Source organism: Shewanella psychromarinicola (assembly GCF_003855155.1).
GTDB lineage: Bacteria > Pseudomonadota > Gammaproteobacteria > Enterobacterales > Shewanellaceae > Shewanella > Shewanella psychromarinicola.
The window spans coordinates 3,169,868-3,193,439 of sequence record NZ_CP034073.1 but is presented as its reverse complement, the minus strand read 5'-3'; the positions used below and the strand labels follow the sequence as shown (position 1 = coordinate 3,193,439).

19 protein-coding genes and 1 riboswitch are annotated in these 23,572 nt (G+C 42.9%); of the genes, 1 reads left to right on the top strand and 18 read right to left on the bottom strand.

All coding sequences use genetic code 11. The annotated features are described in order from the left end of the window. Positions 1 to 88: 88 nt before the first annotated feature. The 9 genes from EGC80_RS14040 to hinT all read right to left on the bottom strand — a co-directional run bounded on the left by EGC80_RS14040 (position 89) and on the right by hinT (position 7,308). Positions 89 to 934 carry a DUF6279 family lipoprotein gene (locus EGC80_RS14040; protein ID WP_101030726.1) on the bottom strand — a complete coding sequence of 282 codons (846 nt, stop codon included), beginning with the start codon at positions 932 to 934 and terminating at the stop codon, positions 89 to 91. A 50-nt stretch (positions 935 to 984) separates the two neighbouring features. Beyond that, on the bottom strand, positions 985 to 1,941 hold the full coding sequence (locus EGC80_RS14035; RefSeq protein WP_164839470.1) for a phosphotransferase family protein: 957 nt from the start codon (positions 1,939 to 1,941) through the stop codon (positions 985 to 987). 78 nt (positions 1,942 to 2,019) lie between these two features. Further along, positions 2,020 to 2,715 (bottom strand): nicotinamide riboside transporter PnuC, encoded by a 696-nt coding sequence (gene pnuC / locus EGC80_RS14030; protein ID WP_101030718.1) that lies wholly within the window; start codon positions 2,713 to 2,715, stop codon positions 2,020 to 2,022. Between the two features lie 5 nt (positions 2,716 to 2,720). Beyond that, entirely contained in the window at positions 2,721 to 2,981 is a 261-nt protein-coding gene (locus EGC80_RS14025; protein WP_101030715.1) for a hypothetical protein, read from the bottom strand. Between the two features lie 53 nt (positions 2,982 to 3,034). Next, positions 3,035 to 5,236, bottom strand: a complete 2,202-nt coding sequence (locus tag EGC80_RS14020) for a TonB-dependent receptor (protein WP_101030712.1) — start codon at positions 5,234 to 5,236, stop codon at positions 3,035 to 3,037. A 57-nt stretch (positions 5,237 to 5,293) separates the two neighbouring features. Continuing rightward, positions 5,294 to 5,401: riboswitch (TPP riboswitch) on the bottom strand. A gap of 125 nt (positions 5,402 to 5,526) precedes the next feature. Next, the gene (locus EGC80_RS14015; RefSeq protein WP_101030709.1) at positions 5,527 to 5,919 is read right to left on the bottom strand and encodes a YcfL family protein; all 393 of its coding nucleotides are present in this window, start codon (positions 5,917 to 5,919) and stop codon (positions 5,527 to 5,529) included. Positions 5,920 to 5,981: 62 nt separating this feature from the next. After that, positions 5,982 to 6,449 carry a PaaI family thioesterase gene (locus EGC80_RS14010; RefSeq protein WP_124013761.1) on the bottom strand — a complete coding sequence of 156 codons (468 nt, stop codon included), beginning with the start codon at positions 6,447 to 6,449 and terminating at the stop codon, positions 5,982 to 5,984. Beyond that, positions 6,446 to 6,955, bottom strand: a complete 510-nt coding sequence (locus EGC80_RS14005; protein WP_124013762.1) for a PaaI family thioesterase — start codon at positions 6,953 to 6,955, stop codon at positions 6,446 to 6,448. Before EGC80_RS14005 ends, EGC80_RS14010 begins: the two co-directional genes overlap by 4 nt. Then, a complete protein-coding gene (hinT, locus tag EGC80_RS14000) occupies positions 6,955 to 7,308 on the bottom strand; it encodes a purine nucleoside phosphoramidase (protein WP_101034643.1) in 354 nt (117 codons plus the stop codon). Before hinT ends, EGC80_RS14005 begins: the two co-directional genes overlap by 1 nt. 204 nt (positions 7,309 to 7,512) lie before the next feature. Here hinT and EGC80_RS13995 point away from each other — a divergent pair, with 204 nt between their 5' ends. Then, a complete protein-coding gene (locus EGC80_RS13995) occupies positions 7,513 to 9,270 on the top strand; it encodes a M61 family metallopeptidase (RefSeq protein WP_124013763.1) in 1,758 nt (585 codons plus the stop codon). Between the two features lie 262 nt (positions 9,271 to 9,532). Here EGC80_RS13995 and EGC80_RS13990 read toward each other — a convergent pair whose 3' ends face one another. The 9 genes from EGC80_RS13990 to EGC80_RS13950 all read right to left on the bottom strand — a co-directional run bounded on the left by EGC80_RS13990 (position 9,533) and on the right by EGC80_RS13950 (position 23,041). Further along, positions 9,533 to 10,165, bottom strand: coding sequence for a LuxR C-terminal-related transcriptional regulator (locus tag EGC80_RS13990; RefSeq protein ID WP_124013764.1), 633 nt, complete (start codon positions 10,163 to 10,165; stop codon positions 9,533 to 9,535). Positions 10,166 to 10,971: 806 nt separating this feature from the next. Continuing rightward, complete coding sequence (locus EGC80_RS13985; RefSeq protein WP_124013765.1) at positions 10,972 to 12,759, bottom strand: bifunctional protein-serine/threonine kinase/phosphatase; 1,788 nt, start codon at positions 12,757 to 12,759, stop codon at positions 10,972 to 10,974. Between the two features lie 101 nt (positions 12,760 to 12,860). Then, complete coding sequence (locus EGC80_RS13980) at positions 12,861 to 14,327, bottom strand: NarK family nitrate/nitrite MFS transporter (RefSeq protein WP_101030689.1); 1,467 nt, start codon at positions 14,325 to 14,327, stop codon at positions 12,861 to 12,863. Positions 14,328 to 14,338: 11 nt separating this feature from the next. After that, positions 14,339 to 14,665 (bottom strand): nitrite reductase small subunit NirD, encoded by a 327-nt coding sequence (gene nirD / locus EGC80_RS13975; protein WP_124013766.1) that lies wholly within the window; start codon positions 14,663 to 14,665, stop codon positions 14,339 to 14,341. Then, positions 14,662 to 17,265: a nitrite reductase large subunit NirB gene (gene nirB, locus EGC80_RS13970; protein WP_124013767.1), complete on the bottom strand. Its 2,604-nt coding sequence runs from the start codon at positions 17,263 to 17,265 to the stop codon at positions 14,662 to 14,664. Before nirB ends, nirD begins: the two co-directional genes overlap by 4 nt. 224 nt (positions 17,266 to 17,489) lie before the next feature. Next, positions 17,490 to 18,182: an ANTAR domain-containing response regulator gene (locus EGC80_RS13965; RefSeq protein ID WP_164839469.1), complete on the bottom strand. Its 693-nt coding sequence runs from the start codon at positions 18,180 to 18,182 to the stop codon at positions 17,490 to 17,492. Beyond that, positions 18,170 to 19,348 (bottom strand): glycosyl transferase, encoded by a 1,179-nt coding sequence (locus EGC80_RS13960; RefSeq protein WP_164839468.1) that lies wholly within the window; start codon positions 19,346 to 19,348, stop codon positions 18,170 to 18,172. Before EGC80_RS13960 ends, EGC80_RS13965 begins: the two co-directional genes overlap by 13 nt. After that, the gene (cobA, locus tag EGC80_RS13955) at positions 19,341 to 20,252 is read right to left on the bottom strand and encodes a uroporphyrinogen-III C-methyltransferase (protein ID WP_124013770.1); all 912 of its coding nucleotides are present in this window, start codon (positions 20,250 to 20,252) and stop codon (positions 19,341 to 19,343) included. Before cobA ends, EGC80_RS13960 begins: the two co-directional genes overlap by 8 nt. Beyond that, positions 20,252 to 23,041, bottom strand: a complete 2,790-nt coding sequence (locus tag EGC80_RS13950) for a nitrate reductase (protein ID WP_124013771.1) — start codon at positions 23,039 to 23,041, stop codon at positions 20,252 to 20,254. Before EGC80_RS13950 ends, cobA begins: the two co-directional genes overlap by 1 nt. Between the last annotated feature and the right edge of the window lie 531 nt (positions 23,042 to 23,572).

Here is a 23,572-nt window from a genome sequence, read left to right as displayed (position 1 = left end):
AACCTAGGCTGAAATCGTTGTTGTAGTAATAGACCCGCTGAAGATTAAAAACATTTCAGCTTATGCGATTAACAGCTATAAATATGTATTATTTGTCTAAGTGTAATTCAGTTAAATCTTCTACTAATTCTGCTAATTTTTTGTCGAAGTGCTTACGTTGTTTTTGACTAAACGTTTGATTAAGCGCAATTAACATTGAACCAAATTTACGGGTGTTTTCGGTAACATTATCGCGATACACCTCAGATTTAAGTTCATCTGGCGAGATCATTAATAATTTCATTTGTTGGGTAAAATAATCAGTTTGCTGACGGCGTTTCATCGCTTGTTCAAATTGACTCAACCATTCATGGCGATACTCTAGCCACATATCCAAGGTCGCTAAACGTTGCGTATTGGCTTGATGAATGATGTCTTTTTGCGCATCGGTTATATCACCGGTCCATTCTGATAATTTTTTTGCGATTCTTTTATCTGAGTCGATTATCAACTCGGCTTTATCTTTGCCGGCGTATTCTTCGATTAATTCTTTTTGTTCTTTTTTTAGCTGCGTCAGTACCTGATCAACTTGTTCATCAGATAAGCTCGCCAAAATAGGTAACAGATCAGGCATAACAAAATCGAAAATTCTGGACCAATGGGCCTTCGCCATTGACACTTGTTTAAGCCATAGCTCTGGGGTCATGGTTTGTTGATTCGTTAATGTCGATAATAAAGACAGTTGATCACGATAACGGGGTAATTCTTGTTGGCGATGCCAGACTAAAAACGATTCAATAATAATATCAAATTTGTCTTGCTGCTCTGAGGTTAAGTCTACGTATTCTTCAACCTCCCACTCTATCGCCCAATCCAAAAAGAAATAGCTTATTTTAGTGGAACAGCCGACAAATAATAGGCTACTTAACAGTAGGACAATCAATTTTTTAGACACAGATAATTCCCTTATCGAAATTTACCTTATTTGTACTTTATCAGAGCATATTAGCAAGTAATTAATGTAAAATACTTTGTAAAGTATTGTAAGTATTGTGTAGATTTGTGCGGTTCTTTAGCTGCCATTAATAATGCCCACATCGCTGAGAATAACCAAAAACAATTTATTGCAGCAGGTAACGCAGCTTTAGCCGCCGCAACATCTGTGAGGCTCGATATTTGGCAATATTGGATAATCACGTTATCAATTAATTGACTCACTTGGGTTGTCGATAGTTGATGACTGGCTATCACGCTGGCTAAATCGAATAACGGATGACTGGCCACCGCATATTCATAATCAATGCTTAATAGCTGATGCGATACGCTGCCGCCAAGAAGTAAATTGTGCGGGGTTAAATCTCGATGACAAAAAACGGGCAACAAAACACACGCTTCTAACTGCGATAACCAATGCTGAACAAATCCATTTAAGCGTAACAATTGCTGCCAAGCATGATGCCATTGTGGTTCGGTTTGCGTGGTACTTAAAGAATCTAATTGATGCACATATTGTTGCCATTGCACACTCACGGTAATACTGGTACGAGGCACTGGTAACGCACTAAGTTTACTCAATAATGCGCTTAACAAAGGGACAGCATCAACGGCTAAAACAGGTTTATTTGTTTCCTGCTGGATAGATGCATTACTGTGCATTGCGGAAAATATCGACCAGTCTATGTCGGGTTGATCAATAAACTCACTTAAATACACTTTTTTATCATCACTGACCCAAATTAATGCAGGTGCAATGTTAGCAGCCATCGCGGCTTGCCAACATTCGACTTCAAGCGCCCTATCGCACCAAGTACTGTGGGGTTGATTAACTCTCAATACCTTATCGCCGTCATCGCAAGATAACTTAATGTTAACATTGCTGATCCCGGTGTTGAGGAACGATATTGCAGTACATTGTGCGTTGAGTCTGTGAAACAATGCTACTGGCATCATTTGTTGCATCATTTCAAGCACATTGTTAGGTAGCGATAACAAGGGTTGGGACATCAAATATTTACTCTAGGGAGATTGTATTGTTATTGGCTATACACCAACCACGTCTTGGGCAACGTTATCTTGCTGTATAATATGATGATAATATTTCTTGCGCCACATAATGTAACCCCCAACCGCCATCGCGACGTATAAAACAAACAGACCTGATGTCAACATCAAGCCTTTTTGGAAATAAAGGTAAATAGACACAAAATCAATGACGACCCAATAGAGCCAATTCTCCAGTACTTTTTTTGCCACTAAATAGGTTGTCACTACCGCAAAACAAGTGGTTGCCGCGTCGATATAGGGAAATGCTGCAGAGGTATGATTAGCCATAACATACCCCACCAGTAAAGACACCAAAGATGTGACGCCGATGACAACAGCATGAGTACTCCACGACCAACTGGTAATGTTAAGTTGATGGCTCTCTATATTGTGCTGAGCACTATTATGCTGATTTCGCTGCTGCGAGGACGGCACATGTAACCACAGCCAATAACCATACACCGCCATGCCCATATAATAGATATTGAGTACCGACTCCATTAACAAAGACACATTCCAAAACAATACCGTATAAATGGCGGTGCTAATAAATGCCGCAGACCAACACCAAATATTGGTCCGCATAGCAAGAATTAAGTAAGCCAGTGCCAGCATAACGGCAATGGCTTCCCAGAACGTCATTAATGACGCCTCTCCTAAAACTTGCTGTATTGTTGAGAGTAACTCACTCATTGTGGTTATTCGCTATGAGCAAGGTTGAGCTCACCACCAATAAATTTACACACAAAAACGGCCTTGCCCCATTTTTGGTGAGCGGCCTGCATTTCAACGGCTAGCATCGACATAACATCGCCATACTCACCACACACTTGTGTTGCCATCGCATTAGTGACTCGTTGAATATTGTCATAACTATCCACTCTGCCGATAAACCATTGGATCGGATCGAGATAATTTTCATTAAACGGATACATGCTGATTTCTGCAGTTAACTTCATTGCTATTCCTTAATAAAAACCACTACAACCGAGGTTACAGCGGCTATAAGCTATTACATAAATTGGATTTCTAGTGTCACACCTAATTGGCGCGGATCACCATAACGAATGTATTGCTTGTCTGCCCAGTCTTGATCTGGCTCGTTGCCAAAGTAAAAACCACGCACGCCATATTGTTCATCAAACAAATTGCGGCCCCATAAATAAGCTGACCACGTCGGCGTTTCATAACCTAGACGTGCGTTATAAATGGTATAGGCTTCTGACTGGGACTCATTGCTGTCCGAATAATAAAACTGGCTTTTACCACTGGCATTAACGTTGGCGAACCAACCAGAGTCAGCGACATACGTCATGCCCGCACTGTAAGTGACATTAGGAGAATGGGCCAGTTCACGACCCGACAAATCAATGGTAGAACCGTATTTATCACTGTATTGATATTGGCCATATTCGGTTTCCAACCAACCAAAGCTACCATAAAATTCAATATTTTCAGTTAAGTACCATTTTGCATCAAGCTCTGCGCCGTAGTTTTTTGAACTGCCAGCGTTTTCGGTAAAAAGAATAAATCGCTGCGGGCTATCAGGGTCTTGTAAAGACGCAGCCACTTGTTGATCTTGGCGATCCATATAAAATAGCGCCACTGTAGAATCGACTTCACCGTCAAACCAACTCGACTTTAAACCCACTTCATAGTTATATAGGATCTCAGTATCGAACTCTTTCTTGTCAGACAATTGGGCAGGTAATGTCATATTAAATCCACCCGCTTTATAACCCCGGGCGATACGAACATAGGCATTATGATCCGCATTAATAACTTTTGATAATGCAATATGGCCCCCCCACATATCTTCTGACGGGGCAAAACCATCCTTATTACTGTCACTGTAATCACTATCACGACGCTCTAATCGTAATCCTGTAGACAATAAATAATCATCGCCTAAATGACTGTCTAACTGACCAAATACTGCATAGTTGGTCGCATCGTAACTTGACTGCAGCACTTCATCTGGATAAGTGTTGTATTCTGAATATAAGTCATTATCTTCTTTCAAATTCATCGCATACACACCCACTAACCAGTCGGTGCTATCTGCCCAAATTCGTCCGCCATTTTTTGACGATAGACGAAACTCTTGAGTTAAGGTTTTGCGGTCACCCTCTTTATCCCAGGTATAATCATAAACACAAGGTTCGGTACCATTAACGACACCATCGGCATCATAAGCCGTACAAGCTTTACTTGCCCAATAATCGGAATTAGCCCAATCGCCATCATAACCATTATGGTGGTTGGTTTGCGCGAATGAGGTTAACGAGGTGAAGTCAAATGTTTGCACACCAGTATAAATAAACTTAATCCCAGCCCCTGTGGTTTTTTGGGTATCGATACCGGGTTGGTCGGTTAAGGTGTTGCTGCGATTATTATCCAATGTCCACACATCATAGCCATTATCAAAATTTGCATGTAACAAGGTTAAATCAACTTGCAGATCGTCAGTAGCATACCAACGTAATTTAGCTCTGGCAGTTAACTCGTCACGTTCATTGGTATCGTCGCGATTAAGATAAAGGTTGTCACGGTAGCCGTTTTGGTTATGTTGCTCTAACGATACTCGATAGAGCAATTTGCCTGAATCATTTAGCGGACCGGAGCTGAAACCAGAAAGAGTAGCAAGATTATCATCACCTAAGCTGACTTTTGCACCATGCTCAAACGATTCAGTGGGGTCATTGCTTTTTAAGTAAATTAATCCGGCTAACGCGTTGGCACCATATTGGGTGCCTTGTGGACCACGTAAGACTTCCACCTGCTGCATGTCGTACATGCTCGACACCATACCAAGGCCAGATAAGTCGATGTCATCGACCACAAAACCAACTGATGAGTTAGGTGCGCCTTGATATTGTTCTTGCTCACCAACGCCGCGAATTTGAAAATATTTAGGACGAGAGCTGCCGCCGGACCAATTAAAGTTAGCGATAGAGTTAAGCACATCTTCGAAATGTTGTGCGCCTTCATCTTCAAGTTGTTGAGCGTCAATGACGGTCACGCTAGAGGGCATTTTATCAAGACTGATATTACTAAAATCAGCATTAACAATAATGACTTCCATTTTTTCATATTCGGGGGTGACGCTTTCGATATCAGCAGTTTTAGCCATAACAATCGGCGAGCTTAACGCTGCAAAAACAGCTAATGCTATGGGTGTCTGGTGTAACGTAGTAGGATTTATCGTGAACATAGGACCTCAAATGATTATTTTGAGATCCGGCAAGAGTAGAGAATAAGAGGTGCACCTAACGATAGTGTGGCCCATTCCTACGCCGGTATAAGCCGGATCAGGTTCTAAGGGTTTGTCATACAGACATCTCAGTTCAGGTTTTACTGAACACCCCTTGGCGATCACGATTATAAACTAACTCCTGTATGATTACACTCGCAAAAATACAATTTGATAACGTAACGATGCAATTTATTAACTACCAGGCTTGGTCACATCACGTAAACCTCTTCAATAACGTCGCGATGATATTAATAAGAGAAGGTTTCACGCACATAAATCTCAAATCGTGTCGCTTGCGCATTGGGGGCAACCGCACTGACTTGTAACTGCTGCTTGCCATGTAATTTAATCGACTTCCAACTGCTTGCTTCATCTTCAACCGTCAATCCACTGGCATCAAACCAAGTGAATTTATATTGTAGGCGCAAGTCAGTACTCGATTGACTTTGAATTAAGGCTGAAGCTTTAATTAAATCAGCGATCATAATAGCTGAAATATCCACCACAGCGACCTCATTAGCAAACGATGAGTTATCAACCCTCACTTGCCCCGCAGAATCCACTGCGATGCCCGCGGTATTATGCGCGCAGGCACTCAATAGCAATGTTGTCGCGATAAACCATAATGAAGCTAGTTTCATACAATATCCCTCTCAAAACCGATGCAATTAAAGCCGTGGCTTAATAAAGATTTAAGGCATGGCTAATCCAATAAAAAATGAGCTCGTGCTGTGGCAATAAGTTGCTTTCGGTTGGTTTGCCAGCAGTTCATGCTTACATTTGCCACCCGACGACCTTGACGGGTAATTTTACATTCAGCAAAGGTATCTTGATGCAAACCTGCGCGTAAATAATCAATTGAGAAATCGACAATTTTAGGTACTTTCTTGGCCTGCATAAACACCATCAACTGTACAATCGCCGACATTTCCATAAACCCAGCAATGACGCCGCCATGAATAGCGGGCAAAATAGGATTGCCAATATTGTCATCTTTGGCCGGTAGCCTAAATACCATTTCATCACCAAAACGGGCCACAGACATACCAATAAATTGAGAATAAGGCACTTTTTCAAGTAGATAACTATAGTCGTTCAGTTCAATGGCGCGTTTCACCACATCTTGAACATCTAAACACGCCGGTGTACTTTCGTTGGTTTGATCAATCATGATTTAACCTCAGGTAAATTCCCCATTAACGCTTGGCGAAACGCTTCACCGACCATTTCAGGACTGATGCGCATAAATGAACCCACAGCATGAGCGATAGGTTCATCAATACTGTCTTGATAAGCAATCGCACGGGTAAAAGCCACAGTGGATGAGAGCCGGTAACATTCAGCAAAGGCATAAACCGATTTATGAGGTTCAGCAGGTTTCATGTAATCCACCCGTAAATCCAACGTCGGTGACAATTCTAACGATTGGTATTTTTTCAATATGGCGCACACAACTGCAGTGCCGCATGCGGTATCAATGAGTGTGGTGATCACTCCGCCATGGATAACCCCAGTATCTGGATAACCAATAATATCTTCGCTATAAGGCAACTCAATCTGCACATGATGCTCGCTGGCTTCTTGCACGGTTAATCCTAAACGACGACATTGAGCTAATTGGTTTACAAAACGCCTTGCGACTTCGGTTAACGGAAAAAAATCACTGTTAATTTTCATTATCCACAACTCAGCATTGGGCCTAATGGTTTACCACCCAAAAGATGCATATGAATATGATAAACCTCTTGGCCACCATGTTTGTTGCAATTCATGATTAACCGATAACCGTCTTGTGCAATCCCCGCTTCATCGGCAAGTTTGGATGCAACCGTTATCATCCGCCCTAATGCTTTTTCATCAGAGGCTTTAACCTCATTAGTGGTGCTGATTAAATGGTTAGGAATGATGAGAATATGGGTCGGTGCTTGCGGTGCAATATCCCGAAATGCAGTGACTAACTCATCTTGATATAAAATATCAGCTGGAATTTCACGTCGAATAATTTTGCTAAAGATGGTTTCTTCGGCCATTTGGGTGCCCTCATTAAATAACTGCATTGTTGCTATTGATAATACTATCAACTCTTTGATCTATCACTCCAGTAAAAACTAGGTTTATAGCCAATCTTTTACTCAAAATGCGATTCGTTTGCTTAACGTCAGCATTTTTGGCAGCATTGTAGATTATAGCTCAATCGTTTTGATTGTGACTCACCTACTCATTCGGAATTCTTTATGCATTACCATATTCATGCGATCGATCCCAAAGCACACCTATTTGAAGTCACCCTAACGCTAACATGCGCAAACCCATTTCAAGTTTTCTATTTACCGGCATGGTTACCTGGCAGCTACATGATCCGAGATTTTGCTAAAAATATCATTAACATCGATGCCAAAGAAAACCAACTACCGCTGAGTGTCACTCAATTAGATAAGCAAACTTGGCAATTAAACAACCAAGGTAGTGATATTAGCTTATGTTACCAAATCTACGCTTGGGATTTATCCGTTAGAACGGCTCATCTTGACACCAACCACGGTTTCTTTAATGGCAGCAGTGTGTTTTTAGCGGCAAAAGGGCTTGAGCCACAACCCCATAGCGTCACTATTGCTAAGCCGGCACTCACAGAATTGGCTCATTGGACTCTGGCCACCAGCATGACCAGAACCACAGGTGATCAATTTGGCTTTGGTGATTTTAGCGCACAAAACTATGATGACTTAATCGATCATCCAGTTGAAATGGGCGAACTCACCATCGAGACATTTTTCGCAGCAGGTGTTCCCCACGATATCGTATTAAGTGGTAAACACCGAGCCAACATGGCCCGTTTAGCCAAAGATCTTAGCGCTATTTGTGAATACGAAATCAATCTGTTTGGCACTCCAGCGCCCTTTAAACGCTATGTGTTTATGACCACTGTGTTGGATAATGGTTTTGGTGGCTTAGAACATAAAGCGTCAACTGCGCTAATGTGTTCCCGTAATGATTTACCACAGTCATTAGATGCGCCAGTAGATAAAGGCTACCGCACTTATTTATCACTGTGCAGCCATGAATACTTCCACTCATGGAATGTCAAACGCATTAAACCAGCTGAATTTACCCCGTTTGATTTATCCCAAGAGTCTTACACTGAACAGTTATGGGCTTATGAGGGCATTACTTCATATTACGATGATTTAATCACCTTTAAGTCTCACTGTATTGATCAAGCCGGTTACCTTACCCTGCTTAGCCAAATTATGACCCGCGTATATCGAGGTCAAGGTCGTTTTAAGCAAACCTTAAAGCAATCAAGTTTTAATGCATGGACCAAGTTTTATAAACAAGATGAAAATGCCGCCAATGCCATTGTCAGCTATTACACCAAAGGCGCGCTCTTTGGGTTGTTTTTAGATTTAACCATTCGCACTGAAACTCAGGGGCGTAACAGTTTAGATGATGTAATGCGTCAACTTTGGCAACAATATGGCTTAACCGAAATTGGTACCGATCCGCTCAGTCATCAACGAATTGTTGAAACCATACTGGATCGCCCATGTGATGATTTATTTGCTTATTTAAACAACACTCATGATATCCCCTTAAAAGAATTACTGGCCCAAGTTGGGGTGACCATGACGCTTCGTGCAAGTGAAGGCAGTGCGGATTTAGGTGGCGGTGATGCAAAAGGCTTTAATATTGGCTTTGGCGCTAAAACAAAAGCAGAGTCATTCGGTTTAAAAGTATTAAGTGTGAACCAATACAGTCCAGCACACCAAGCGGGCTTAAGTGCGGGTGATTTATTGATTGCAGCCGATAACTTGTTAGTGACCAGTCAATTTGAGCAGCAATTGCAAAGCTTGACTATCGGCGAGCAACTCAAGCTACATTGGTTTAGACGTGATGAACTGATGCAAGGACAACTGCCCATTTGTACAGCCGCTTTAGACACAGTTTCACTCACGATTGAGCAACCGAATAAAACGGCACTATGGTTTAGTTAACACCGAAGGTTTAGTTAACACCGAAGGTTTAGTTAACACCGAAGGTTTAGTTAACACCGAGCATTCGGATCTAACATTGACAAAAAAAGGATATCAATTTGATATCCTTTTTTTTGTCACTATTTAGCTTTATCTTCAATAAATACATATCGCCCCATCGTATTAACTATATGGCCATGCAGCGGGAATTAGCCAACAAACTATTGCCTTGAGCATCTTCAAGTGTTTTTGCTTGATATTCTTTGACGACTTTGCGGAGATATCACACTCTTACCTCATGCATGTGAGTTTGTGCCCAAGCAATGGCTTGCCCTCGGCTAGAAACACCAATCTTACGGAACGCGCGATATAGATGAGTCTTAATGGTTGATTCACTGACAAAGAGTTGATTCGCAATATCAAGATTGGTGCTACCAGACAATAACGTTTGTAATACCTCACGCTCACGAATAGTCAGTTGATCGCTTTCATCTTCATTATCCATACCCATTAATGATTGAGATAGATCTTGAGGGATCACGCTACGACCTTTGATAATTTCATTCAAACCAGCACTTACATCAGCTAAACTCGCATTGGTATAAAACACGCCTGTGGTGGTCGATGGATGAATTAAAAATGTTGCATCAACCTGTTTTGGGAAATTTATAAACACAGTACGCACACCAAAATACTCACGCTCAATAACGCGCTGCAGTTGATATGCTTGTTGAAGATCAATCGTTGCTAAATCGAAAATAACCATTGAATTGGTTTGTGTAGACAATAGTTTCGACATGTTACTTGGTTGGGCTTTAGCTAATTTAACCAAAAACTCTTGTGGCCAGCGAGAATCGAGTAAATCAATTAACAACTGTGACCGCGATACGATCATCCAATTTTCGACTTTAAACATTCCAAACACTCCAGTGGTATGAATAGCAGTGGTATATTGAAACTAAGTCCGTATCAATGTGAATGAGTCTAACAAGTGGATTACTGTATAACAATTAGCCTAAAGGGTGCTTGCGCGCCCTTAGTTAGCCTTTTGTACTACACGCCTTGAACAACAGTAACAGAGTTATCGTCGCAAATTGGGTGACATTAGCAGTATTATCCGCAGCAGTCTGAGCCAAACGGATTAAGTCATTCCACATGATGAAAGCCTGATTGAGTGGAAATAAACTGATTATTGCTACCGAGTTTATTTAGGTTAACCAACAGTTCATCGCCAAGTTGATTTATATTGGCTTGATTACCTATTAAAGCTAACTCATCAACATTACTTATATCTTAGCTAAAGCAAAGCTATAAGGATAGGAGGATAGGAGGATAGGAGGATAGGCATTAAACATCTAAAGTTCTAAAGTTCAAAAGTTCAAATAACAATAAGTTAAATATAGGTAACGTAGACCAGGGCAACCGCATGAACGTTTTTCACTCACAAATTGTCCGATAAACATTCAATAATTGTACGGCCGTTAAGCTGAAAACAAGCGCGGATTAATGCAATCGAGTCCACCTTCATCACATAGGTGAATTATTAAGCACTCATGCGGTCGCCCTGTAACGTAGACTGATTCGAGATTAAATAGGATCGGGAGAAAGTGTATATCGAAAGTTAAAAATACATCTATTTCCAACCCGTAACTCATTATTATTCCATGTAATAATCCCATGTGATAATGCCATATAATAAGAATGTTTTATTGTGCAGGATGGTTAATTAAACAAACACACTAGCAGGCATAAAAACAACACGATTGAAATCACTTGCCAAAAACGTACAGGATTGCGGGCAATAATGGGAATAAAATCTTTTGCTGTGTGATTAACTCTGGCAGTCGTTAATTGATGAAGTAATTCACAGGTATCCCCTTGACGTAAACTTGGTTCGATATTGAGTGCTTTTTTTAATGCTAAATCGATCCACTCTGGCACCATTGGGTTTAATAGATGCACGCTAACGTATTCTAAACGTGTAAAGTCCTGTCGATTACGACACTTTTCTAATTTGCCTTTAAAAGGTAATTGCCCGGCCAACATTTCAAAGGCAATCACGGCAAGTGAAAATAAATCAGCACGGCCATCAACTTGATAGCCAAGCACCACTTCTGGAGCCGTGTAATCTGCCGTACCCAAAATAGTGTATCGGGTTAACGGACTGCTGATTTCAGCAATGCCTTTAATATAACAAGAACCAAAATCAATAATTTTTACCACTCCATTTCGGGTAATAAAAATATTGTCGGGCTTTAAATCTTGATGCAGGGTTTCACGACGATGAAATGCCCTAACCCCTAATTCGATTTGTTTAAGCAGCAGTAACACATCTTCCACAGGTGCTTTTTTATGTTGCGTTAACCACTCTGCAAGGCTCATTCCGCTTAAGAACTCAGTTAAATAATACAGTGCCGATTTAGTTTTGTGCTGCTCGACCACCTTGACCACATGGGCACTATTAATCCGTTGACCGGTCCAACTTTCTAACATAAATCGCTCTATATAAGCGGCATCGTCTATGTAATTAATCGAGGGGGTTTTCATACAAAAAATTTGACCTTGCTCATTCACCACCCGATAGACTTGGCTACGCTGTGATTGATGAATGATATGGGTCACCTGATAACCATCGAGTTTCATACCAACGCTTAAGGGGGGCGGAAATGGTTGCTGTGATAAACAGTGATACACATCATCGATAGCTTGTTTGGGTAATTGGCTAACACTTAATAGCTGCGCACTTAGATTGTCTTTACTGCCTAAATCGAAAGCCTTTCTAATTAATTTTTGGCAAAACTGTTCACATGTATCATCCGTTAATTGCTGATGCTGTTGACTAAAGGTAGTTAATTTTTTATGTATCTCAAACTCAGTTAATAGATCATGAACCCCATCGGTAGTCAATAAATACAGGTCACCGACGTCGACCGATAAGGTTTTGTAATCAACATCTAATTTAACGTCCATCCCCAATGCACGGGTAAGGTATTGGCTTGATGAGTTAATATTGGTGCTATGATCATGGCTTAATTGTAGTAACTCTCCATCGCGAAAACGGTAAATCCGTGAATCACCCACATGCAGCATATGCACAGAACAAGACTTAAACACCAGCGCACTAAAGGTACACACAAAGCCGCGTCTGGCATCCCGATAATCTTGCCCGAGTCCATACAACCAACGATTCAATGCGGTTAATACTTTAGTACTAGATGTTTGCACGCTCCAGGTCTCAGGAGTGGAATAATAATCGGCTAAAAAATTACTCACACTAATAGCAGAAGCATGTGCTCCCCCCTCCGCAGTGCTAACGCCATCGCTGATCACACTCACAACGCCCTTAGTCATTAATGGCATACCTGAAGGAATACGAATACCTATCGCATCTTCATTTTGTGATTTACGGCCTTTGTCGGAAGCTTGGCCAACAACAAGCTGCAAGGTTGCGGCAAAAGGAAGCGTATCTTCTGTACGATCAAGCGCTTGTTGTAATGACTCTGAAGCCATATAACCCTCGTTTTTTTGATTAACCGCTTTACTTAAACCGCTTGAACACAAGCTATTTGAGCTTTAATGGCAGCGGGTTGCAACTACTTACTTAAGCACCACTAGCTGACACTGATTAATGTCACTTCGCCATTTTCATTCACTTCAGCAATATGACCTTTGGGTTCTTTCATAAAAAATAATGTCACAAAGCCAAATACGGCACTGACTGCAATCACGTAGAAAAACACTTGAGTAGAGACTATCGAGTACACCGTTAAGAAAAATACCGCGCCAACATTACCATAAGCCCCTGTCATGCCAGCTATTTGGCCTGTTAAACGACGTTTAATCAGCGGCACTGCAGCAAATACCGCACCTTCGCCACCTTGGACAAAGAATGAACATGCCATTACAACGGTAACCGCCATTGGTAATGACCATGATGAATCAATTTGTGCCACCGATAAATAACCGATAGCCAAGCCTGCGGTGAGGATTAATAAAGTCGTTTTACGACCAAACCTGTCACTTAACCAGCCACCACCAGGACGAGACATTAAGTTCATAAAGGCATAGCTGGATGCCAACATACCGGCTTGCGCCATCCCCAGGTCAAACGTTTCGGCAAAAAATAACGGTAACATAGACACAACAGCTAACTCAGATCCAAATGTAGTGAAATACAGCACATTTAATACCGCAACTTGCTTAAATTGATACCGTTCAAACTCTGGTACCTCTATTGAATATAAGTGTTTGTTCACTTGATAGGTTTGGTAAAAATCGAACAAGAACACCACCACTAAGCCAAGGTAAATGAGATAAGTTGTCTCTTGAGTAAACATACTCACGCCAGCAGGTGATAACTTCCAGCCCAACAATGCCAGCGTGGCATACATAGGCACTTTCATCAGGATCAGCAATACAAAATCACTTTTACTGGTGACTTCTAAACCGCCGCCCTTTTTCGGTTTAAAGTAGGTTGACCCTTTTGGCGTATCAGTGACATTAAAATAATACACAAACGCAAACAACAAGCTCATTAAACCTGTAACCCCAATGGCATAACGCCAGCCGTCAGGACCACCAAAAGCAAGCGCTACTGCGGGTAATGTAAAGGCTGCCGCAGCAGAACCAAAGTTACCCCAACCGCCATAAATACCTTCTGCAGTGCCGAGCTCTTTTGCTGGGAACCATTCGCTTACCATACGAATACCCACCACAAAGCCAGCACCAATAAAACCAATTAGAAAACGCGCTAAGGCGAGTTGCTCAAAAGTATCAGCTACGGCAAACATAAAACAAGGTATAGAACAAATCCCCAACAAGGCAGAATAGGTGATCCTTGGGCCATATTTATCGGTAACCATGCCGATGATGATCCGCGCCGGAATCGTTAATGCCACGTTGAGGATCAATAAGGTTTTAATCTGTGATGTCGTCAGCCCTAAACTGTCGGCAATCACGCTGACTAACGGGGCAGCGTTAAACCACACCACAAAAGTAATAAAAAAGGCCATCCAGCTTAAATGCATGATTTTCATCTTGCCGTGAAATGAAAATAGGTTAAATTTTTCAGCGCTCATATTGGACCCCTTTATGCCTGAGCCAAGACAAAAATATTGCCTTGCTCAGTTTTAATTTCAAATGGTTTAACCACTAGATCATTATTTTCAATACAACGCCCCGAATCCAAACGGTAATGCTGTTTATAAAGCGGCGAAGCCACACACAGCTCTCCATCAATTTCGCAAATCAATCCTCTGGCTAACAAGCTCACGCCGCTAGCGGGATCGACATTATCAAGGGCAAATAAACCGTCTTTACCTAAGTTAAAAATAGCCACTGCACGCCCGGCAACCCAAGCGGCTATTCCCGTGCCTTTTGGCATACTTGCTTCAGTGCACACATTAATCCAAATCATGCTAATTCCTCCGCTTGGGCTTGTTCGACATCGTCAGTAATCTCTTTAATGGCAATCGAGCCTGCCCCCGCATCGTTAATGTTAGGAAAACGCTGTTCCCGAATACGCTGATAAGCATTGGCATCTGTTGCGGGGGCATCATTTGGGTTAACAAACTCATTAAAACGCGCCAAAAAAGCAGGTTGCTCAAGGCTGGTTTTCCACTCACATTGGTATGTGGCAGCGATATGATCCATTTGTTGTTCTAGCGCGGCATTAATCCCAAGCGCATCATCAATAACTACCGATTTTAAGTAATCTACTCCCCCTCCTAAAGCGTCCATCCAGGTTGAGGTGCGCTGTAATTTGTCTGCGGTTTTGACATAGAACATCAAAATACGGTCGATGTATTTATACAGGTCTTGGGTGGACAAATCGGTGGCAAACAAATCACCATGACGCGGACGCATGCCGCCATTGCCAGCAACATACAGATTCCATCCTTTATCGGTTGCGATAATACCGATGTCTTTGCTTTGGGCTTCTGCGCACTCACGGGTACAACCCGATACCGCAAATTTCAATTTATGCGGACTGCGCAAGCCTTTGTAACGATTTTCTAAATCGATAGCGAAACCAACCGCGTCTTGTACGCCATAACGGCACCAAGTACTGCCAACACAAGACTTAACCGTTCGCAGAGACTTGCCGTAGGCATGGCCAGTTTCAAAACCAGCATCAATGAGTTTTTGCCAAATTTCAGGTAACTGCGATAGCGTTGCACCAAACATATCAATGCGCTGGCCACCGGTTATTTTAGTATACAGATCATATTCTTGGGCGATTTGGCCCATGGCGATGAGTTTAGTCGGAGTAATTTCGCCCCCTGCAACCCGCGGCACAACAGAGTAAGTGCCGTCTTTTTGGATGTTACCTAAGTAGGCATCATTGGTGTCTTGCAGCTGCACATGACCGCGGTCTTGATTGAGCACATACTGGTTTTGTAAGCTGGCAAAGATAGATGCCGCTGCTGGCTTACAAATATCACAACCATAAGTGTGACCACTTGCTGATGGCTTGCCATGTTGTGTCATTAAGGTATCAAAATCACTGATTCCCTCGACTTGGCAAAGGTGATATAACGCTTGTCTGTCGTGATCGAAATGGGCGCAAATACCGGCATTATAATCGAGCCCAGCGGCTTGTAATGTTTGATCTATAATTTTTTGCACTAACGGCGCACAGCCGCCACAACCTGATGCAGCGCGAGTACATGACTTGATGTCAGCTATTTTATGCTTGCCTGCTGTTACAGACTCAACAATGTCGCCTTTAGTCACTTGATGACAAGAACACACAATAGAGGAGTCTTTTAAATCTGCTTCGTTTTCAGCACCGGCAAGCAATAACTCAACCGCGGAGCCTTCAATCTCATCTTGTGATAAATAAGCATCGAGCAAGCGGCTGTAATCGCTGTTATCGCCAATTAATACCGCACCTTTTAAATATTTACCGGTTTCATCTAACCATAACTTTTTATAAATTCCCGCCTGGTTATCAGATAACTCAACAAATTGTGCATTTTCAAAACCACGGCTTGCGCCAATAGCGGCCACATCAACACCCAGTAACTTCAGCTTGGTGCTCATGTCTGCGCCGGTAAATGACTGAGAAACGCTAGTTGATGTTAATGAGCCAAGATGAGCAGCCACAACCCGCGCCATTTGATAACCTGGGGCCACTAACCCAAATATTTTTTGCTGCCATAATGCACATTCTCCAATGGCATAAACATCTGGCGCAGAGGTTAAACAGTAATCGTCAATTTCAATGCCGCCACGTTCACCAATACTGATATTTGAAACCCGTGCTAATGAATCTTGTGGACGAATACCCGCTGAAAAGACAATCATGTCAGTTTCAAGATAAGACTCATCATTGAAGGTCATTCGATGTAATGCTGTTTCACCGTCGATAATCGCGGTGGTGGCTTTTGAGGTATGCACGCTCACGCCGAGTTGTTCAATTTTGCTACACAATAAATCACCGGCTTTGTCATTTAGCTGAACGGGCATCAATTGTGGCGCAAACTCAACAACGTGGGTTTTCACCCCAAGTTGTTTCATGGCATTGGCGGCTTCTAAGCCTAATAATCCACCGCCCACAACAACCCCAACGTGACTGTTTTGGGCTGCAGCTTGGATAGCTTCAAGATCTTCAATGGTGCGATACACTAAACACTGAGCGCGATCGTTACCTTGAATAGGCGGCACAAACGGAAATGATCCGGTCGCCAGTACGAGTCGATCATAATGGTAATTACCCCCTTGGGCACTCGTGACCGTTTTAGCGGCAATATCAACCGCGGTGATCGGGGTATTTAAGTGCAGCGAAATGCCCCAATCTTGATAGTCTTGCGCACTGGTTAACATTAACGGATCGGCGCTACCGGTCTCAAAATATTTTGATAATTGCACTCGATCATAGGCTGGACGGGGTTCTTCACCAAACACATGCACATCAAACGTTTTATTGAGCCCTAAACTACACAATTGCTCAATAAAGTGATGACCTACCATGCCATTACCGACCACCACTAACTTGGGTTTTGAGACTGCCATATCCTGCTCCTTCATGCCATGGACCGTAAAAAACAAAATGGCGCCAACTCCGCTTAAAGAGTTGGCGCCATTGCCTGTTACTATTCCGATTTTTTAAATTTTATTGTTTGAACATTGATGGTTTAAAAAACCATTATCGACTTTCAGTATCATACTGTGATGTTGCAGGCTCTATGCCAACAAACAAAAAAACCATAATCACTTGATTAATATATAATTAAAACTTAGCAGCCTTTGTGCTGAGACGATAATATGTCCGCCTTAGGGATAATCGCACCAAAATGAGGCGCACCATCATTGTTCACCGCTAAAGTATCGACTGCTAACGAAGTATTTTGCTTGCTGACAACTGCAATAATTTGTGCCGACATTTGTGCCACCGACAAGCCTTTTTGCATCGCTTGTTGTTGAATAATGTGGTGTGCTTTGGCTTCATCAAACCCTTGTTGCATTACAATCAACTTTGCTTGGCTGAGCAGTTTTATACTGCGAATTTCATCATCTAACTTTTTAAATTCGGCTAAGGTTTTACTGGCGGCATTAAAACGCGCTTGGGCTAAACTGATCACGCTGGTTAAACGGTTAACGGTCAGCATATCCGGAATAAAAGTGATGCGCCCACAATCAAGCAAATCGGTTAACGCTGCCTGTTGCCATGTTTTGGCATTGACAACGATCACCATAGGTTTACTCGTTAATGTACGCTGGATCAGCCCCTGAATTTGACTGTGTAATGTCTCGGTTAATACCAACAAGGTATCAAATGTTTGTTGATGTAATTGTTGCTCAACTTGGCTTACCGAAGTCAATACAGTGACATGCCCAAACGCCGCCAAACAAGTCTGATACTGCACCAGATCACAATCGGCCACAGGTACAGCCGCAAAGCTCTGATCGCAAAAGATTAAACTGCGCATAACCACTCCTTGTTCCGCCATTGATCTAGTGGATTATCTGTTGTACTAAAACGGTTTGCCCAACATTGTTGACTCAAACTGACTGCTTGCGCTGCTGTAATCGCCGTTGCGTTAATTGAATCTATCGTAGCTGACTGGCGGCTCAGTAATAGCAGCAACGCAGCCAAAGTAGCCTGAATACTGCTAAGCGCTTGCTCGATCATGGTGCGCGACATTAATTCTGTGAGTTTATTGGCCGAAAAAGGCTGTTGTTCGCGCCATAACAGCGCAAGAATGTCGCTAGACAATTCGGCTTGGCCCAATTTCGCACCAGAAAAACCTTCTAATAATGTGGGGATCGATAAGCTCGATACCACTATAGTGTTTGCTTGTCCGTTGACGACAGTAACCGTGGTCGACACTCTTGGATTACACTCTGTTTCGCCTTGTAAACCTTTAAAAATCGCGACACTGCCGGTATGGTATTCACCTTTTGCAAATAAGATTTTGCATATGCCTTGGTGCAGATAATCTAACCCGGGGTGAAAGTAGCTACGCAGACTGATCGCTGCATTAGTTGGGTTGATACACCGCGCTGCAGTTTGAATAAGGCTACGAAGACCCAATTCTTGATGCAACTGGCGGCACTCATCTAACACTGGTGCTAAATCACCCGCACATACATAAACAATGTTATCGGATAGCAAGGCTGCATTAGCGCTTTGTGGTGTAGTACAACAAGCAATATTGACTGCCGCTAAGCAAGATTCAACATGGCGGCGATGGGGTAAAGCTTGGCTGTCGCCATGCAACATTACACGCACACCTTGGCTTGCCAGTAATTTAGCCACCAACAATAACCACGGTAACTGCTCACGCTTACCCGCATACACAGGCCAGTCAATATCAACCGCCAATGTCCCCCAACCAGTATCTAATGTATGACGTAGCCCTGCGACCATCCCAGCAACTTCTTCTGTGGTTTCACCACGAACGCGCATTAACATCATGGCACTCGCCATCTGTACCCGGGTGGCTTTTCCTTTAGCAAAACCTTCAAGTAATAAGCTGGCCTCAGCAAATGTTAACGTCCGCGAGCCTTTTTCGCCCTTACCCAAGGCTTTGATCAATAACCTAAAATCAAATTCATCGACTGATGTCAGGGTTAACTCACCAATTTTAGGCATATAGCACCTCGCATTCATATTCAGAATGTGGTTGTGACTCTGGCTGTGGTGAAACAAAATCAATATCGTCGAGTAAAGCACTAAGCTGTTGGCCGACACTGACCACTTCACCAATAATGATTAATGTTGGCCCAGAGTCCTTAATAGTCAACGCAGCATCAGCCATAGAGTCAACGGTTGCATAAGTCACAATTTGGTTTGGTCTACCGCCATTGGTAACAAAAGCCACCGGCAAGTTAGCGGCGCATTGGGTATCGAGTAACCCGAGTGAGATGCTTGCCGCTTGTTCTTTACCCATATAAAAAACTAAGGTGGACTGTGCTGTGAGCAATGCTTGCCACTGCGTAGGAGCATTTGCATTATCTGCATCGGTCATTTTTGTGCCGGTGATCAGGGTGACACTTCGAGCCATACCTCGAAAAGTCAGTGGAATACCTGTGCTAGAAGCACAACCTAACGCGGCGGTAACACCGGCAATAAACTGCGAACGGATCCCCTGCTGAGCCAAGTAAAGCGCCTCTTCTGAGCCGCGACCGAAAATATGCGGGTCTCCGCCTTTTAAGCGCACCACTTTAAACCCTTGCTGTGCCAAGCTCAGTAATAACGCATTAATATCTTCTTGATTAACACTGGGCTGGCCGCAACGTTTACCGACAAAGTGGCGCTGACAAGATGGCGTCACTAAGGTTAAAATATCGCTGCTAACAAGGCTGTCAAACACGAGTGCATCGGCTTGGGCAACAATCCGCGCCGCCTTAATGGTCATCAAATCCAATTGACCACAACCTGCGCCAACAATGGCGACTTCGCCAGCTTGCAGTTCGCTTGTAGGTAATCCATCAGTAAGACAGCCTAAAGAGTTAATTGGCTGATGACCTTTTATCATTGCGTCTACGCTATTCATTAGGCAACGTCCTCTTCTACTGCATGTTGATGTTCAATTTCGGTGTACGATAATGCATCCAGCCAACTTTGCTTGGCACACTGCTTTACTTCACTGTGACAACTGCCACATTGACGCCCGCAACCTAATAATGATTGAGTGCTATCTAATGCCTGTTGAAAACTGATGTTGGCTAAACCGTCACCCATCACTTGGTCGTTAAATTGTTGATTGATTTCGTCGTTAATGCTCGCTTCGGATACCCCTGTACAAGCACAGATTAACGGGCTATTACCGGCTTTAATTTGCTGATGTAGCAACTTCATTAACTGCTTGTCGACAGGCTTGCCAATAAACGTATTCATCTGATTTAAGCCCACATTCACTTGAGTGTGAGACAACACTTTTAATGCCTTAAGTAATCCTTTATCCATATTGCATTGGATATATAAAGGCTGGCCATCTACCGTTAAGGTCCATTTAAGTGAATAGGCTGTCGCTTGGTAGGCAAAACCGTCGTTGGTATCTGTAAAACCAATGTGATGACACACTCCGTTCTCCAGCGTTTGTGCAACTTGCCAGCATAGCCCGTGAGCAGAAGAGTCGTGTTGACCAAAAACAACACCTTGCAGCGCAAGTAGAACGGGGCTTAATATCACTGGTTGACACTTAAATCCTGGTTGCTTTGATATTGGATCAACACGGGCATCTAACGCCTGATTCACCCCTTTGGTCATAGAGAACTGCGCCGACCAATGCATCGACATCGATGCCACATTGGCTGGCATATCGTCATCGACAACGGCGCGTGCCACAGTGAAGGCTGACGACAATATGGTCGCATTGGCATCCATTGAGTGCGGGGTCAGTGCTGATTGAATTCGCACCAAACCACCGTCGATTAACGAGAAATCACGCAGCTGTGATGAATGTAAATGAATAACAGGCTCAGGAATGCTGGCTCGTAAACTGGCGATATGTCCGGTGCGAGTCATGGTATGCCACTGATCGCGACTACGGCAGCTGTTTAATAACAGTGTGTTGTTGGTTAACGACTGCTCTGATGGATTAACAGGCGCTGGCGCGACAAATTGCGCTTTACCACTTGCAGTGGCAAACACACCATCACTGAAAACTCGCCCGCCTCGCTGGCCTATTTGCGTAGCAGAAGCAATAGGCCATTGTGTTGGCAGTAACGCATCATATTGCCCTTTTGATAAGTCGGCTAAGCCAGTTAAATCAAATACTTTGTTAGGAAACTGCTGTTTTACTCGAGCAGACATGGCTGAAAATTCGTTGAAAACACTGGCGTTATCTTCAAAATCAAATCCGTGAAAGCCCATTTTTTTGGCCACTTGGCTCATAGCCCACCAATCAGCTTTAGCTTGACCTTTGGGGGTAATAAACCCACGCTGGCGGGTAATGGTGCGTTCACTGTTGGTCACAGTACCGCATTTTTCTGACCAACCTTGCGCTGGCAATAACACATCAGCAAGCTTGGCGGTATCTGAGTCTGGGCTAATTTCAGATACCACTACAAAGGGGCAATCGGCTAAGGCTTTGGCAATTTTTTCACTATTAGGTAACGACACCACTGGGTTGGTACCCATAATCCAAATCGCTTTAATTTTGCCATCGGCAAGGGCATCAAACATCTCTACTGCTGCTAAGCCTTTTTGTTCGGCTACGCTGTCGGTTTGCCAGAAATCAGCTAATAGCTGACGTTCAGGTGCTGAAAATCCCATATGACAGGCTAACTGGCTCGCTAAACCACCGACTTCACGGCCGCCCATAGCATTAGGTTGTCCGGTTAACGAAAAGAATCCACTGCCTATTTGTCCAATTTGACCTAAGGCAAGATGACAGTTAATCATCGCATTGGTGGTATCTGTGCCTATAGTTGATTGATTCACTCCCTGACAAGATGCGGTAAGTACTTTTTTATGACCCGCCACTAATTGATAAAACTCAGTAAGACGAGTAACAGATACTCCCACTTGATTTGCGAGTTCGGCTAAATTGGCACTTAATTGTTGCGCCTCGGACACAACAGAATCAAAACCCTCGGTGTGTGCTGCAATGTAAGTGTGATCAACACAATTTTGATCGGCTAAATAACCCAGTAAGCCATGAAATAATGCTAAATCGGCACCTGGGGTAATCGCTAAATGTAAATCCGCTTGTTTAGCTGTCGCGGTTGATAGCGGGTCGATAACCACTAAACGGGCATTATTGGTTTTTTTAGCCGCTAATATTCGTTGAAAAAGCACCGGATGAGTCCAAGCAGTGTTAGCACCCACCAGCACGATGACTTCTGCTTGCTCTAGGTCATCAAAGCAAGCTGGCACCACGTCTTCACCAAAAGCGCGTTGCATTGCACTCACCGCTGACGACATACATAAACGAGAGTTAGTATCGATGTTAGCCGTTTTTAAAAAACCTTTGGCGAACTTATTCGCGACATAATAATCTTCAGTGAGTAATTGCCCTGAAAGATAAAGGGCAACAGAGCCGGGGCCATGCTCAGCAATGGTTTGTGCAAAAGTATCAGCAATTAAGGTGCTCGCACTATTCCAATCAAGGGGTTTACCTGAACGATATTTTGGATAACGTAGCACATTGGGCTGATCTAAACTGTCGAGTAAGCGTTCACCTTTAGCACATAAATGACCGTAATTTGCAGGATGATTGATATCACCCACTAATGATAAATCAGCTGTATTTATATCAGTCCAATCCGCTTTGTTCGGTGACACGCTTACGCCACACCCGACACCACAATAAGCACAACTCGATTGGATCTTTGACATACATCTACCCTTTCACCTTGATTATTTCATAGTTAACTACTGCGAAAGCTGTGCCAAAAAATTAACTTACTGATTTACAATAGAAATAAAAACCGTCTAGATTGATAACCGCAATATTTGTGCAACAAAAGTGCAGGCCTGCGCACTTTTGTTGCGCATCTATCTGAAAATAAAGGGATTTTAATACCTATAAAGAGGTATTACCTTGTTGTTTCATCCCTTATAAGCAAATCATCAACTCAAGGCATATTGAGGTAGGAATAGTTTTTTCTAGTCAGTTGATACAACGCAGAGGCGTAACCAATGGGAATGCCTGCAAGTCGAGTGGCAACACTGCCTATCTTTTGCTGAATAAATTCATCAGGCTTTAGCCCAAACGGGTAAACAAGCCTCCCTCATCGCCTCGCTAACCAAAAATAATGGCAAGTTATATCTATGACTTGAAATAGACTGATCCCGATCGGTTTACCCCACTCCGTATACCGGATTGAGGTTAAGTTAGGCTTATTTATGCAGACAGATGTAAGGTTT

What these genes read in the sequence shown, in the direction of transcription:
- EGC80_RS14035 (WP_164839470.1), bottom strand. Translation starts at nt 1,941, where the DNA reads ATGATGCAACAAATGATGCCAGTAGCATTGTTTCACAGACTCAACGCA.
- pnuC (WP_101030718.1), bottom strand. Translation starts at nt 2,715, where the DNA reads ATGAGTGAGTTACTCTCAACAATACAGCAAGTTTTAGGAGAGGCGTCA.
- EGC80_RS14025 (WP_101030715.1), bottom strand. Translation starts at nt 2,981, where the DNA reads ATGAAGTTAACTGCAGAAATCAGCATGTATCCGTTTAATGAAAATTAT.
- EGC80_RS14020 (WP_101030712.1), bottom strand. Translation starts at nt 5,236, where the DNA reads ATGTTCACGATAAATCCTACTACGTTACACCAGACACCCATAGCATTA.
- EGC80_RS14015 (WP_101030709.1), bottom strand. Translation starts at nt 5,919, where the DNA reads ATGAAACTAGCTTCATTATGGTTTATCGCGACAACATTGCTATTGAGT.
- EGC80_RS14010 (WP_124013761.1), bottom strand. Translation starts at nt 6,449, where the DNA reads ATGATTGATCAAACCAACGAAAGTACACCGGCGTGTTTAGATGTTCAA.
- EGC80_RS14005 (WP_124013762.1), bottom strand. Translation starts at nt 6,955, where the DNA reads ATGAAAATTAACAGTGATTTTTTTCCGTTAACCGAAGTCGCAAGGCGT.
- hinT (WP_101034643.1), bottom strand. Translation starts at nt 7,308, where the DNA reads ATGGCCGAAGAAACCATCTTTAGCAAAATTATTCGACGTGAAATTCCA.
- EGC80_RS13995 (WP_124013763.1), top strand. Translation starts at nt 7,513, where the DNA reads ATGCATTACCATATTCATGCGATCGATCCCAAAGCACACCTATTTGAA.
- EGC80_RS13990 (WP_124013764.1), bottom strand. Translation starts at nt 10,165, where the DNA reads ATGTTTAAAGTCGAAAATTGGATGATCGTATCGCGGTCACAGTTGTTA.
- EGC80_RS13985 (WP_124013765.1), bottom strand. Translation starts at nt 12,759, where the DNA reads ATGGCTTCAGAGTCATTACAACAAGCGCTTGATCGTACAGAAGATACG.
- EGC80_RS13980 (WP_101030689.1), bottom strand. Translation starts at nt 14,327, where the DNA reads ATGAGCGCTGAAAAATTTAACCTATTTTCATTTCACGGCAAGATGAAA.
- nirD (WP_124013766.1), bottom strand. Translation starts at nt 14,665, where the DNA reads ATGATTTGGATTAATGTGTGCACTGAAGCAAGTATGCCAAAAGGCACG.
- nirB (WP_124013767.1), bottom strand. Translation starts at nt 17,265, where the DNA reads ATGGCAGTCTCAAAACCCAAGTTAGTGGTGGTCGGTAATGGCATGGTA.
- EGC80_RS13965 (WP_164839469.1), bottom strand. Translation starts at nt 18,182, where the DNA reads ATGCGCAGTTTAATCTTTTGCGATCAGAGCTTTGCGGCTGTACCTGTG.
- EGC80_RS13960 (WP_164839468.1), bottom strand. Translation starts at nt 19,348, where the DNA reads ATGCCTAAAATTGGTGAGTTAACCCTGACATCAGTCGATGAATTTGAT.
- cobA (WP_124013770.1), bottom strand. Translation starts at nt 20,252, where the DNA reads ATGAATAGCGTAGACGCAATGATAAAAGGTCATCAGCCAATTAACTCT.
- EGC80_RS13950 (WP_124013771.1), bottom strand. Translation starts at nt 23,041, where the DNA reads ATGTCAAAGATCCAATCGAGTTGTGCTTATTGTGGTGTCGGGTGTGGC.